This window comes from Pseudomonas sp. DF11, assembly GCF_058148565.1.
In genome coordinates, this window is sequence record NZ_JBYVYN010000005.1 from 166,995 (window position 1) to 178,978 (window position 11,984).

At 62.2% G+C, this 11,984-nt stretch carries 10 protein-coding genes; 6 read left to right on the forward strand and 4 right to left on the reverse strand.

Going from position 1 to position 11,984, the window contains the following annotated elements; genetic code table 11:
• Positions 1 to 128: 128 nt before the first annotated feature.
• A complete protein-coding gene (locus tag AC30D9_RS16835; RefSeq protein WP_490144426.1) occupies positions 129 to 2,780 on the forward strand; it encodes a DUF4118 domain-containing protein in 2,652 nt (883 codons plus the stop codon).
• Positions 2,781 to 2,844: 64 nt separating this feature from the next.
• Positions 2,845 to 3,543, forward strand: coding sequence for a response regulator (locus AC30D9_RS16840; protein WP_134923364.1), 699 nt, complete (start codon positions 2,845 to 2,847; stop codon positions 3,541 to 3,543).
• A 194-nt stretch (positions 3,544 to 3,737) separates the two neighbouring features.
• Here AC30D9_RS16840 and AC30D9_RS16845 read toward each other — a convergent pair whose 3' ends face one another.
• Complete coding sequence (locus AC30D9_RS16845; RefSeq protein ID WP_109751426.1) at positions 3,738 to 4,775, reverse strand: patatin-like phospholipase family protein; 1,038 nt, start codon at positions 4,773 to 4,775, stop codon at positions 3,738 to 3,740.
• A gap of 207 nt (positions 4,776 to 4,982) precedes the next feature.
• Between AC30D9_RS16845 and AC30D9_RS16850 the strand changes: the two genes are divergently transcribed.
• The 3 genes from AC30D9_RS16850 to AC30D9_RS16860 all read left to right on the forward strand — a co-directional run bounded on the left by AC30D9_RS16850 (position 4,983) and on the right by AC30D9_RS16860 (position 7,164).
• Positions 4,983 to 5,273, forward strand: coding sequence for a hypothetical protein (locus AC30D9_RS16850; protein WP_134923365.1), 291 nt, complete (start codon positions 4,983 to 4,985; stop codon positions 5,271 to 5,273).
• Between the two features lie 110 nt (positions 5,274 to 5,383).
• Positions 5,384 to 6,145 carry a CHAD domain-containing protein gene (locus tag AC30D9_RS16855; RefSeq protein ID WP_490144427.1) on the forward strand — a complete coding sequence of 254 codons (762 nt, stop codon included), beginning with the start codon at positions 5,384 to 5,386 and terminating at the stop codon, positions 6,143 to 6,145.
• Between the two features lie 221 nt (positions 6,146 to 6,366).
• On the forward strand, positions 6,367 to 7,164 hold the full coding sequence (locus AC30D9_RS16860) for an acyl-CoA thioesterase (protein WP_307571468.1): 798 nt from the start codon (positions 6,367 to 6,369) through the stop codon (positions 7,162 to 7,164).
• Positions 7,165 to 7,190: 26 nt separating this feature from the next.
• Here the strand turns inward: AC30D9_RS16860 and AC30D9_RS16865 are convergent, their stop codons facing one another.
• The 3 genes from AC30D9_RS16865 to AC30D9_RS16875 all read right to left on the reverse strand — a co-directional run bounded on the left by AC30D9_RS16865 (position 7,191) and on the right by AC30D9_RS16875 (position 10,256).
• Positions 7,191 to 7,565 (reverse strand): terminase, encoded by a 375-nt coding sequence (locus AC30D9_RS16865; protein WP_116831775.1) that lies wholly within the window; start codon positions 7,563 to 7,565, stop codon positions 7,191 to 7,193.
• A 154-nt stretch (positions 7,566 to 7,719) separates the two neighbouring features.
• Positions 7,720 to 9,201: a methyl-accepting chemotaxis protein gene (locus AC30D9_RS16870; RefSeq protein WP_307571466.1), complete on the reverse strand. Its 1,482-nt coding sequence runs from the start codon at positions 9,199 to 9,201 to the stop codon at positions 7,720 to 7,722.
• 245 nt (positions 9,202 to 9,446) lie between these two features.
• Entirely contained in the window at positions 9,447 to 10,256 is an 810-nt protein-coding gene (locus tag AC30D9_RS16875) for a TatD family hydrolase (protein WP_307571465.1), read from the reverse strand.
• Positions 10,257 to 10,492: 236 nt separating this feature from the next.
• Here AC30D9_RS16875 and AC30D9_RS16880 point away from each other — a divergent pair, with 236 nt between their 5' ends.
• Positions 10,493 to 11,914, forward strand: a complete 1,422-nt coding sequence (locus AC30D9_RS16880) for an MltF family protein (RefSeq protein WP_134923371.1) — start codon at positions 10,493 to 10,495, stop codon at positions 11,912 to 11,914.
• The last annotated feature ends 70 nt before the right edge of the window (positions 11,915 to 11,984 follow it).

Consider the following 11,984-nt stretch of genomic DNA (forward strand, 5'->3'; position numbering starts at 1 on the left):
TGCTCGCGATGAACGATAACGCGGTCCATCCGTTGAACCGTGTCGCCTTGATCGCGAGCCGGCTTTGCTCCCACAGGCCCGGCCCCCCACAGAGTGTTTGATCAATATTTGAAAGAGATTTCCACGCCATGAGCGACTCCGGCCGCGCCGACGCACTGTTAGCCAATCTGCCCCGCAACGACCGTGGCCGGCTCAAGGTCTTTCTGGGCGCGGCCCCAGGCGTGGGCAAGACCTACGCCATGTTGCAAGCGGCCCACAGCCAACTGCGTCAAGGTGTGAAGGTCATCGCCGGGGTGGTGGAGACGCATGGCCGAAGTGAAACCGAAGCGCTGCTCGGCGGCCTGGCGCAGCAGCCATTGGTGCGCTCGGAATATCGCGGTGTGATGCTCGAGGAAATGGACCTCGACGGTTTGCTTGCGGCCCGGCCAGCCCTGGTCCTGGTGGACGAACTGGCCCATAGCAACGCGCCCGGCAGTCGCCATGCCAAACGCTGGCAGGACATTCAAGAGCTGCTCGCGGCGGGCATCGATGTCTATACCACCGTCAACGTTCAGCATCTGGAAAGCCTCAACGACCAAGTGCGCGGCATCACCGGTGTGCAGGTGCGCGAGACATTGCCCGATTGGGTCCTGCAGGAAGCCGATGAGCTGCTGCTGATCGACCTGCCACCGCGCGAGCTACTGGAGCGCCTGCGCGATGGCAAGGTCTACGTGCCAGAGCAGGCCCGGGCGGCAATCGATGCGTTCTTCACCCAGACCAACCTGACCGCGTTGCGTGAGCTGGCCATGCAGACCGCCGCCGCCCAGGTCGACAACGATCTGGCCCTGGGCTATCGACAACTGGGCCAGGCCGCGCCGGCGGTGCGCGGACGCTTGCTGGTGGGGGTGGACGGTGACGTCCAGGCTGAACGGCTGGTGCGCCATGCCAGCCGCGTTGCCCAGCGTCGACATCTGCCGTGGAGCCTGGTGCATGTGGACAACGGCAGCGCCCGTGACGAGGCCTCGCGCCAGCGCTTGCAGAATGCCCAGCAACTGGCCGAACGCCTCGGTGGCGAAGTGGTGCTGCTGCGGGCCGGTGAAGTGGCCAGGACGCTGATCCAGCATGCCAGCGAACGGCGCGCCACGCTGGTGCTGGTAGGCCAGTCTCGGCCACGCCTGCGCCGACGGCTGTTTGGCGGCGGCCTCGCGTCGCGTCTGCTGCGCGATGCCCGGGGCCTGGAAATCAACGTGTTGGACAGCGATGAGCAACCGCGTCCCGCCCGCGTACGCTCAACAGCTGTCCAGACCGGGTTCGATTATGTGCTGGCGTTGCTGGCAACCGTGGCGGCCAGTGCACTGGCCTGGGGGATCTCGGGGCTGCTGGCGTTGCCCAATATCTCCCTGGTGTTCCTGATGGCGGTGTTGCTGGTGGCGGTACGCAGCAGCCTCGGCCCGGCGCTGGCCTGCGCGGCGCTGTCGTTCCTGGCTTATGACTTTCTGTTCATCCCGCCGAATTTTTCTTTCACCATTCAGCGCGAAGAAGATGTGCTGACACTGGTGTTTTTCCTGCTCATGGCAGCCCTGACCGGCAACCTTGCCGCGCGCCAGCGACGCCAGTTGCAGGCCCTGCGTGACACCCAGCAGGAAACCGGCGAATTGCTCGACCTATCGCGCAAACTCACCGCCGCCACCGACCGCCAGGCGGTGATCAGCGCCGCAGCGCAGCACCTCAACGGTTGGCACGACCTGCAACTGTGCCTGCTCAACCGCGACGGCCAGGGCGATTGGAAAGTCGAGAGCGGTGAGCCCTTGACGTTCACCGAGGCCGAGCGCGCGGCAGCCGACTGGTCCTGGCAGCACGATCAGCCGGCCGGAGCTGGTACCGGAACGCTGCCGTCCGGGCGTTGGTGGTGGTGGCCATTGTCGGCGGAGGGCGGGCCGCTGGCCTTGTTGGGCGTGTGCCCGAAAGAAGGCAAGCCCTTGAGTGGCCAGCGCCGGCGTTTGCTGGCGGCCCTCAGTCAACCATTGGCCCAGGCGTTGGCTCGGGCGCAACTGGCCCAGGATCTGGAGGCCGCGCGTCTGCATGGCGAAACCGAGCAACTGCGCAGTGCCTTGCTGGCTTCAGTGTCCCACGATCTGCGCACGCCGCTGACGGCCATGCGCGGCAGCATCGACAGCCTGCTGGCATTGGGGGAGGCGATCCCGCTGGCCGATCGTCGCGAACTGCTCGAAGGCACCCGCGATGAAGCCGAGCGGCTGGATCGTTACATCCAGAACCTGCTGGACATGACTCGCCTGGGCCACGGTGCCCTGAAGCTGGCGCGGGACTGGGTGGCCCCGGCCGACATCGTCGGCAGCGCGCTGAACCGCCTGCGGGCGGTGTTGGCACCGCTGGCGCTCAGTGTCGAGGTGCCCGCTGAGTTGCCCTTGCTGTACGTCCATGCGGCATTGATCGAGCAGGCCCTGGTGAACGTGCTGGAGAATGCTGCGCGATTCTCGCCGACCCAAGGGCGGTTGCTTTTGAGCGCCGGGGCGACAGACAGCGAAGTGTTTTTTGCCGTGGCCGACGAGGGGCCTGGGATCCCTGAACAAGAGCGGGAGAAAATCTTCGACATGTTCTATACCGCCGCGCGCGGTGATCGGGGCGGGCAGGGTACGGGGTTGGGCTTGGCGATCTGCCAGGGCATGGTCGGTGCCCATGGCGGGCGCATCAGCGTGGACGATGGCCTCGACGGGCGTGGCACCTGCATCACATTGCACCTGCCCTTGCAGGCACAACCGGGCATGGACGATGAAGCTTGAGCCGGGTTGCGATACTCTTTTGTGCCCTGCTTGCCTTTCCACCTGACTGTAACGAACGAACCCAATGAGCCAGACCGCGACCCTTTTGGTCATCGATGACGAACCGCAGATCCGCAAATTCCTGCGCATCAGCCTGAGCTCCCAGGGCTACAAGGTGCTGGAAGCCGGCACCGGCGCTGAAGGGCTTGCCCAGGCGGCGCTGAACAAGCCTGATCTGCTGGTACTTGACCTGGGGCTGCCGGACATGGATGGCCAACAGGTGTTGCGCGAGTTTCGTCAATGGTCGGCGGTGCCGGTGCTGGTACTCTCGGTGCGGGCCAGCGAAGCGCAGAAAGTCGAGGCGCTGGACAACGGCGCCAATGATTACGTGACCAAGCCGTTCGGCATCCAGGAATTCCTTGCCCGCGTCCGTGCCTTGTTGCGCCAGGCCCCGGTGGGCGAGTCACAGGAAGCCGCGCTGAAGTTCGGCCCGCTGACGGTGGACCTGGCATATCGGCGGGTACTGCTGGACGGCACCGAAGTGGCCCTGACCCGCAAGGAGTACGCCGTGCTCGCGCAACTGGCGCGGCACCCGGGACGGGTCATCACCCAGCAGCAACTGCTCAAGGATATCTGGGGCCCGACCCACACCGAGGACAGTCATTACCTGCGGATCGTGATCGGTCACCTGCGCCAGAAACTGGCCGACGACCCGACCCGGCCGCGGTTCATTGCGACCGAGGCGGGGGTGGGGTATCGGTTGTTGGGGGAGGGTGCTGTTTAGCCAAAGTTTCAAGCCAAGCACTGTTGTGGCGAGGGGATTTATCCCCGCTGGGCTGCGAAGCAGCCCCAAAAAAGCTTCAGACATGATTTTTATCTGACGCACCGAGTGTTCAGGTTTTAGGGCTGCTTCGCAGCCCAGCGGGGCAGTGCGACGTTTCGCTAAATCCCCTCTCCACAGGAGGCCTGCGATCACATTCAGTTCTGGTCACTCTCATACCGATCCAGCGTATCGCTGGCAATCTCCCGTCCCAACGCGATCAACTCCGGCGCCTTGTAGAACTCGAAGAACCGGCACACCCGCTTGGGCACGTTGATCAGCACATCCGGCGGATAACCGGCGATCTTGTACTGGGCCAGCGAGGTCTGCATCACTTCGAAGCTCTGGTTGATCAAATCCAGCAACGAGGCCGGGCCGACGTTGTCGATGATGAACGAGCCGGTAGCGGATTTTGGTGCGCCTTCGTTCTCTGGCGCGGCAGCCGGTTGTTGGCCTTCGGGCTCGGCCGAGTCGATCCATGGGTTGATGTCCGCCGCTTCGGCCTTCAAGGCTTCCTGTTCCAGCAGCAACAACTGTTCGGCCTGCTTGCGGCGAAACGGCAGGCGCGAACCCAGGGAACTGACCAGGGTGTCGAAGCGGCGCCTGAATGCGGCGGGGCGCGGGATCACCGGTAAGCGGTACTGTTTCTGGTTGGTGGCGTTGAGGTTGACCGCGATGATCAGGTCGCAGTGGCTCGACACCACCGGCACGATCGGCAACGGATTGAGCAGGCCGCCATCCACCAGCATGCGGTTGCCTTGCATCACTGGCGTGAACAGGCTGGGAATCGCCGCCGAGGCGCGCATTGCCTGATGCAGGCAACCTTCCTGGAACCAGATTTCCTGCTGGTTGGTCAGGTCGGTGGCCACGGCGGTATAGGGGATGCGCAAATCTTCGATGTTGAGCTCACCGACAATCTTGCGAATCTGCCCGAAGACCTTCTCGCCACGAATTGCTCCGAGGCGGAAGCTGACGTCCACCAGGCGCAGCACGTCCAGGTAATCGAGGCTCTCGATCCAGTTGCGGTAATCCTTGAGCTTGCCCGCGGCATAGATCCCGCCCACGACGGCCCCCATGGAACACCCGGCGACGCAGGCGATGTCGTAGCCACGTCGTTCGATTTCTTCGATCACCCCGATATGGGCATAGCCCCGGGCGCCTCCGGAACCCAATACCAATGCGACACGTTTTGTCATGACCCGGCCTCTTGTCGAACAGGTTTCAACAATGCACTTATCGACAGCTTGGCTCAATCGTTGTGGCGCAAGCGTCGTTTTTTGACACGCCGGCGTGGCATTTGCGTATTCTCATCCACACTGAATTTACACGGTCGGGCCTTGGCACTTTTTGCAGGCGCGACCGTCTTACCAGCACGACTGTTTTCCTGACTTGAGGTGTAATCAATGAAAGCCCGGATCTGCCTGCCCCTGGTGGCATCCCTGATGGTTCTGGCCCTGGCCGGTTGCGCAGGCAAAACCGCTTACCGTGACAGCTGTGGCAGCCAACTCGACAGCGCCTGGCATGAACTGGACCTGGCCAAGGCCGAAGGTTTTGCCGGCACCGTCAGCTACTCCAAGGCCCTGTCCCTGCTGACGGGCGCCAAGACCCAGCAGCAATTCGAAGCATTCGAAGGCTGTACCAAAAAGGCCGAGAAAGCGCGTTTCTACATCCGGGAATCCCGCGCGGGACGATAGGATAAAAGCAGCTGCAAGTTTCAAGCGACAAGCTGCAAGAGGATGCGACACACCGCTCCTCACTTGCAGCTTGAAGCTTGCAACTCGAAGCTGCGTACGGAGTACGTCCCATGATCGATCGGCTGGTGGCCCGGATACTGGGCCTGGAAGTCCGCCTGTTGGCCTGTCAGGCCCGCTTGAATGCCCATACCGACAGCGAAGCGCTGCATGACCTGCGGACCACGGTACGCCGTTTACGCAGCCTGCTTCGCCCGTTGCGCGGATTGCCCGGCGTCGAACAACTGGAAACGGCTGCTTCGGCGGTTGGCAGCCTGACCACGCCCTTGCGCGACCGGGAAGTCCTGGCCGCTTACCTTGAGCAACATGGCCAGGTCGAGGCCGCGCGACGACGCCAGGTGCAAATGGCCGATGCCTATCCCGCCGTGGCCGCGAGCGTTGAACTGGCGCAGTTGCTGATGATCCTCGATGCCTTCCCGCGTTTCATTCGCGCCGCCCAGCGTGAGGGGCTGCTGAAGGGCTTGCGCAAACGCATCGAAAAGCGCCTGGACAAACAGTGGAAGAAACTTGGCGAAGCCCTGCGCGATCCAGCCCATGACCGTCACCGGTTGCGCCTGCTGATCAAGCGCGTGCGCTACGCCCTCGAAGCTTATCCTGAACTCGACCGTCTGCCTGAAGCCGCCATGCCACGGCTCAAGTCCGCCCAGGCCGCGCTGGGCGACTGGCACGATTGCTGGCAATGGCTGGCCCGGGCCAGGGAGGAAACCGATCTGCAATCTTGTGTGCTTACCTGGCACGCCACGATGGAAAAGGCCGAGGCCAAGTCCGACAAGGTGCTCGACAAGCTGATTGCCAGTTGCTTCGAAAAGTCCTGAATCTTGCACTTACCTCCTGTGGGAGCGAGCCTGCTCGCGATAGCGGTGTATCAGTCGATAGATAGGCAAGTTGGCCCACCGTCATCGTGAGCAGGCTCCCACAGGGAAGCAATTCAAGATCCTCGGCTTTTCTGTCAGCCTCTTTGGCCGGAATGAGCCCTGTGCCGCCAGCCCGGGCTGGTTAAGATCCCTTCATCCTTTTCCCTGTTTTCGAGGTTGTCATGCGCTTTTCCGATTTGATCGATGCCGTGCGCCGGCAGCCAGGTGCGGTGAGCATCCCGCCTGAATGGGGCCAGGGGCGGGCCAGTTTTGGCGGGCTGGTGGCGGCACTGCAATATGAAGCGATGCGTGCCAAGGTGCCGGCGGATCGCCCGGTGCGCTCGCTGGCGATTACCTTTGTCGGCCCGGTCGAACCCGATGTGCCTGTCAGTTTCGAAGTCGACGTGTTGCGTGAAGGCAAGGCCGTGAGCCAGGTGTTGGGGCGCGCCGTGCAGAACGGCCAGGTGGTGACCGTTCTGCAAGGCAGTTTCGGTGCATCGCGCTCATCCGTTGTGGCGGTGCAGGCCGACCCCGCGCCGGAATTCAAAAGTGTGGAGCAATGCCAGGAACTGCCTTACGTCAAGGGCGCTACGCCGGAGTTCATGCGGTACCTGGCGATGCGCTGGAGCGTTGGCGGCTGGCCGTTCAGCGGCAATAAGTCCCGGAGCATGGGTGGCTGGGTGCGCTTGCGTGGCGATGTGCAGGAGGAGCCGCTGAACGAAAGCCATATCCTGGCTTTGGTGGATGCCTGGCCGCCGGCCCTGTTGCCCCACCTTTCGCAAATGGCCCCGGGCAGCACGCTCACCTGGACCATCGAGTTCGTCCAGCCGCTGCTGGAACTCACGACACTGGACTGGTGCAAGTACCTGGCTGAGATCGAGCATGCCCAGGACGGCTACGGCCATGTCGCCGCGAAGTTCTGGAGCACCGATGGCCGCTTGATCGCCATGAGCCGGCAGACGGTCACCATCTTCGGGTAAGGCCGCTGCGGGCAAGGCTGTTCCGGTTAAGGCTTGTGGTTGTGACGGTGGCGATCCCGCCAGGCGCGCCACCAGCCACCGCTGAGAAAGAACCGCGGAAAAGTCAGGAACTGCTCCACCAAAAGGCGCGAGACGGCATCCTTGCGATCGCTGAACGGTTCGCTGGCCTGGGCCTCCAGGCTGTGGCCGTGACGCTGCAAGCCCAGTGCCGCGAGCAGGCCGATGATGCCGATGGCGACATCGCCCAGGCTCAAGCTGAACACCCCCGACACAATCAGCAGAAACGCGACGATGAACAGCGGCACGGCAATCAGGTGCAACACCAGGTTGGTGGGGTGGCGATGATTGTCAGGGTAAGCGCGCCATTGCCAGGCCGGAAGATTGGGGTGACGTTTGCCCATGATGCTGTTCCTTGAGTTCTGAATAACCCAAGAATAGGCCTGGCCGAACAGGGCGGCGAATCGCGGTTGGCTATCGACGCGATAGGTGGCCATACAGTTTTGCTTGCTGTGGTGGCAGGGGACTTATCTGTAGGAGCTCGGGCAAGCCAGCGCTCTAAAGTTTCAGCTGCCCGATCGCCTTGCTCAACTCGCCCGCCAACGTTGCCAACTCATCGCTGGTGGTGGCTGAATCCACTGTCTGACGCACAGTGTTCTCGGTCACGTCGCGAATGCTCACCACCGCCCGGTTCATTTCCTCGGCGACGTGGCTTTGCTGCTCGGCCGCGACAGCGATCTGAGTGTTGCTCTCGCGCATTTGTGCCACCGCTGCGGTGATCTGCGCCAGCGCATCGCCGGCCTCGCGGGCTTGTTGCACGCAATCGTCGGCCTTGAGCGAACTCTCCTGCATGAAGTCCACCGCGTCCCGAGTACCGGCCTGTAGGGCCGAAACCATGGTGGTGATTTCATCCGTGGAGGTCTGTACCCGCTTGGCCAGGTTGCGCACCTCGTCGGCCACCACGGCAAAACCCCGGCCCATTTCCCCGGCCCGCGCCGCTTCGATGGCGGCGTTCAGGGCCAGCAGATTGGTTTGTTCGGCAATGCTGTGGATCACGCTGACCACGCCGTTGATCTTCTGGCTGTCTTCGGCCAGGCGCTGGATCATTTCGGCGGTCTGCTGCACACCCGAAGACAGCCCGGTGATCGACTGTTGCACCCGGCCTACCACTTCGTGACCGTTGCCGGCCAGGGTGTCGGCGGTTTTCGACAGGTCGCGGGTGGCGCCGGCATGCTGGGCGATGTGATAAACCGTGGCGGACATTTCGTTGATCGCCGTGGCTGCCTGATCGGTTTCGCTTTGCTGGCCCAGCATGCCGTGGCGCACATCGTTCATGCTCGATGCCAGACGCGCCGCACCACTGTCCAACTGCCGGGCGGTGCTGGCAACGGTGTCGACCACCCGTTGATAACCGGCCTGCATGGCGTTGAACGCGGCCGCCATCTGACCCACTTCGTCCTTGCACGCCAGAGGAACGCGGGCGGCCAGGTCACCGGTTTTTTCCACATGCAGCATCACGTCTTTGAGCGTGTTGAGCTGGCTGAGCAAAAAGCGGATCAACAGCTGTGATGCACCCAGCATCGCCAGCATCAACACGAACACTGCCACGGCGTATTGGCTGAAGCGTTCACCGAACACTTGGCCCAGGCTTACACCTTGCGCCAGCACGGCGAGCTGTTGGCCGTCACCTCGACGGATCACTTGGGCGCCCAGCAGTGGATCGTTATCAAGCAGCGACCCGGTATCGAAGTCTATCCAGCCATCGGTTTGCGCCAGTGAAGGCAACGGTTGTTCGTTGAACACCGGTACCTGGTCGCGATGCAATTCCAGGAGGCCGTCGGCCTTGGGCAAGGGTTGTCCGGCAGGCCAGGCAGCGAGCACGTGTGCCTGGGCCTGGGCGTTCGCCTGGGCCGCGAGGTTGCGCGCTTGCTGTTCAAGGTGCACCGCATAGAGCACCAGCAGCAGGGTAGTGACAAAGGCGACCGCATTGACCGCCCAGAATTTGTATTTCAACGAGATATTGCTAAGCCAGGCACCCATGGAAGGTCTTCTCTGATAGCGGAAACAGCATTGGCAAGGTGCCATTATTCTGCCGCTACTCAGGTGACGGGATTTTGATGTGGGTCAACAGACGATATAGGTGTCGGGGATTTTGATAGGGACCAACAGATAACCAGACCCCTTGTGGGAGCGGGCTTGCTCGCGAATGCGGTGGATCAGTCACTACCGTATTTGCTGATCCACTGCATTCGCGAGCAGGCCCGCTTCCACAGGGGGATGTGGGTTCATTCGGAAAGGGTGGGCAACCCGAAAAACGCCCGGGCGCACGCGGTGCTGTGGGCTGCCAGGTCTTCCTGGGTTTCACCCCGGTGCAAGGCCACTTCGCGCAGGACCTCTGTCAGGTAGGCCGGCTCGTTGCGACCGTTCTTGGGTTTTGGCCGCAGCGTGCGGGGCAGCAGGTACGGCGCGTCGCTTTCGAGCATCAGCCGACCACGGGGTATCTCGCGTACCAACGGATGCAGGTGCGTACCCCTGCGTTCATCACATATCCAGCCGGTGATGCCGATGTGCAGGTCCAGGTCGAGGTAACTGAACAGCGCCTTTTTTTCACCGGTAAAGCAGTGCACCACCGCTGCCGGCAACTGATCGCGAAAATCCCGAAGGATGTCCAGCAAGCGTTGGTCAGCGTCGCGTTCATGGAGAAACACCGGTAATTGCAACTGGACGGCCAAGGCGAGGTGTTCTTCCAGGACCTTTTCCTGCTGCGGTCGGGGAGAGAAGTCCCGATTGAAATCCAGCCCGCATTCACCCACCGCGCGCACGCGGCTGTGCATCAGCAGATCCTTGAGGTGCCGGGCGCTGTCGGCGGTCCACTCGCTGGCGCTGTGGGGGTGAATGCCGGCGGTGGAAAACAGCCGCTCGCCAGTGTCGTCGAGGTGATCGCACAGTTCCAGGGCCTGCTCGCTGCCCTCGATGCTGGTGCCGGTCAAGACCAGTTGGCAGACCCCGGATTCATAGGCGCGTTCAAGCACCGCCTGATGTTTGTCGGCGAAACTGGGGTTGGTCAGGTTGACGCCGATATCGATGAGTTGCATGGTGCTACCTCGGCCCAAAGGCCGGAAAGCATATCAGAGCTGTAGATTTATAAGAAAAGCCAAGAACTACAAAGAGTTGAGGCTGTCTGTTAAGGCCGCGAGACACATCGGGTTGGTATAAAAGCCATCACTGTGCCGGTCTTTCGCACTTTTTCAGCGCCCCAGGCGCTCTGTTTCTGTCGACTCAGCCTCGTTTTTTCACGGAGGCGGTCCGCAGTATTCCTTCCGGAGAGTGGATGACACGTCCCCTGGTGTTGCTACTGTTGTGTTGTTCGCTGTTGTTGCCAATGCCGGCCGAAGCGCGGCTGCCCGGTCCGGTGCAAGCGGTGGCTCCGGGCACGGTGCGCGACCTGGCGCAGATCCGCAGCAGTCGGGAGTTGAAGGTCCTGGTCAACCAGAGTCGCAACAGCTCCGGTGAAGTCCAGGGGCAACCCATTGGCGTCGAATATCATCGGCTGCGTGCCTTCGAACAATACCTCAACGGCCACGCCCGGGACGGCCAGGAAATCACCCTCAAGATCATTCCCAAGGCCAAGGACCAACTGCTCGGCGCCCTGCAACGCGGGGAGGGTGACCTCGTGGCGCCTGGGGAGTTGCTCGAACCCCAGGCCGGCCATGCGGTCAGCGCCAGCGATCCGATCCGTACCGATGTGCCTTTGCTGCTCGTGGGTATCAAGGGCGAGAAACGCTACACGCGCGTGGAGCAACTCTCCGGCAAGACCCTGGCCCTGCCCAACGGCAGTGCGGCGGGGGATGCGGTGAGCCAGATCAACCAGAAGCTGGCGCTGCTCAAGCTGCCGCCAGTGAAGATCGAATGGGTCGATCCCACCCTGGCTGTAGAGGATGTCCTGGAAATGGTCCAGGGCGGGATTTTCCATTTGACCATCGTCGAGCAACCCATCGCCGAGCGTTGGGGCAAGATCCTGCCCAAGCTGCGCCTGGACCGTCAGGTACTGATCGGCGAGCCGGCTGACGAGTATTGGTTCGTGCGCCGTGACGCCGCCATGCTACGGGCGAGCATCGATCGATTCCTGGCGACCTACAAGGTGCCTTCCAACCAGGATGCGGCATTCCTGCGGATCTACCGTCGTTTGTACCAGGTCCACTATCCGTTGGCCCGGGCCGATCGCCAACGCCTGGAAAAACTGCGCCCGGTACTGCAAAAACATGCCGAGGCCCAAGGCATGGACTGGCTCAACCTGGCGGCCCTGGCCTTCAAGGAATCAGCCCTGCAACCCAATGCCCGCAGTGGCAGCGGCCCCACCGGCCTGATGCAGATCACCCCGGCGGCGGCCCAGCGAGTCGGGGTCGATAACATCCAGAACCTGGATGCCAATGTGCTGGCAGGTGCCAAGTACCTGGCCCTCATCCGCCGCAAGTTCTTTGCCAGCCCCAAGCTCAACGAGCGCGAGCGCATGGCCTTCGTCTTGGCTGCGTACAACATGGGGCCCGAGCGCGTCCAAGGCATGCGAGCCGAGGCCCGGCGGCGGGGGCTGAACCCCAACCAGTGGTTCTTCCAGGTCGAGCGCATTGCCATGGAGCAGGTGGGAATGGGCGCCGTCAGCTACGTTAATAGTGTCAATAAGTACTACTTGGCATTCGATCGTGAACGAGAGTCGCTGGAGCCTGGAGATCAAAAAGTCGCCTTGCGAAAGTGATCTATTAATTCGATTGGTATCTCGCATTTTTTGCGCTTTTAGTACAAGTTTTTTTGATTAATATGGCGAC

What these genes read in the sequence shown, in the direction of transcription:
- AC30D9_RS16835 (WP_490144426.1), top strand. Translation starts at nt 129, where the DNA reads ATGAGCGACTCCGGCCGCGCCGACGCACTGTTAGCCAATCTGCCCCGC.
- AC30D9_RS16875 (WP_307571465.1), bottom strand. Translation starts at nt 10,256, where the DNA reads ATGCAACTCATCGATATCGGCGTCAACCTGACCAACCCCAGTTTCGCC.
- AC30D9_RS16855 (WP_490144427.1), top strand. Translation starts at nt 5,384, where the DNA reads ATGATCGATCGGCTGGTGGCCCGGATACTGGGCCTGGAAGTCCGCCTG.
- AC30D9_RS16845 (WP_109751426.1), bottom strand. Translation starts at nt 4,775, where the DNA reads ATGACAAAACGTGTCGCATTGGTATTGGGTTCCGGAGGCGCCCGGGGC.
- AC30D9_RS16865 (WP_116831775.1), bottom strand. Translation starts at nt 7,565, where the DNA reads ATGGGCAAACGTCACCCCAATCTTCCGGCCTGGCAATGGCGCGCTTAC.
- AC30D9_RS16860 (WP_307571468.1), top strand. Translation starts at nt 6,367, where the DNA reads ATGCGCTTTTCCGATTTGATCGATGCCGTGCGCCGGCAGCCAGGTGCG.
- AC30D9_RS16840 (WP_134923364.1), top strand. Translation starts at nt 2,845, where the DNA reads ATGAGCCAGACCGCGACCCTTTTGGTCATCGATGACGAACCGCAGATC.
- AC30D9_RS16880 (WP_134923371.1), top strand. Translation starts at nt 10,493, where the DNA reads ATGACACGTCCCCTGGTGTTGCTACTGTTGTGTTGTTCGCTGTTGTTG.
- AC30D9_RS16850 (WP_134923365.1), top strand. Translation starts at nt 4,983, where the DNA reads ATGAAAGCCCGGATCTGCCTGCCCCTGGTGGCATCCCTGATGGTTCTG.
- AC30D9_RS16870 (WP_307571466.1), bottom strand. Translation starts at nt 9,201, where the DNA reads ATGGGTGCCTGGCTTAGCAATATCTCGTTGAAATACAAATTCTGGGCG.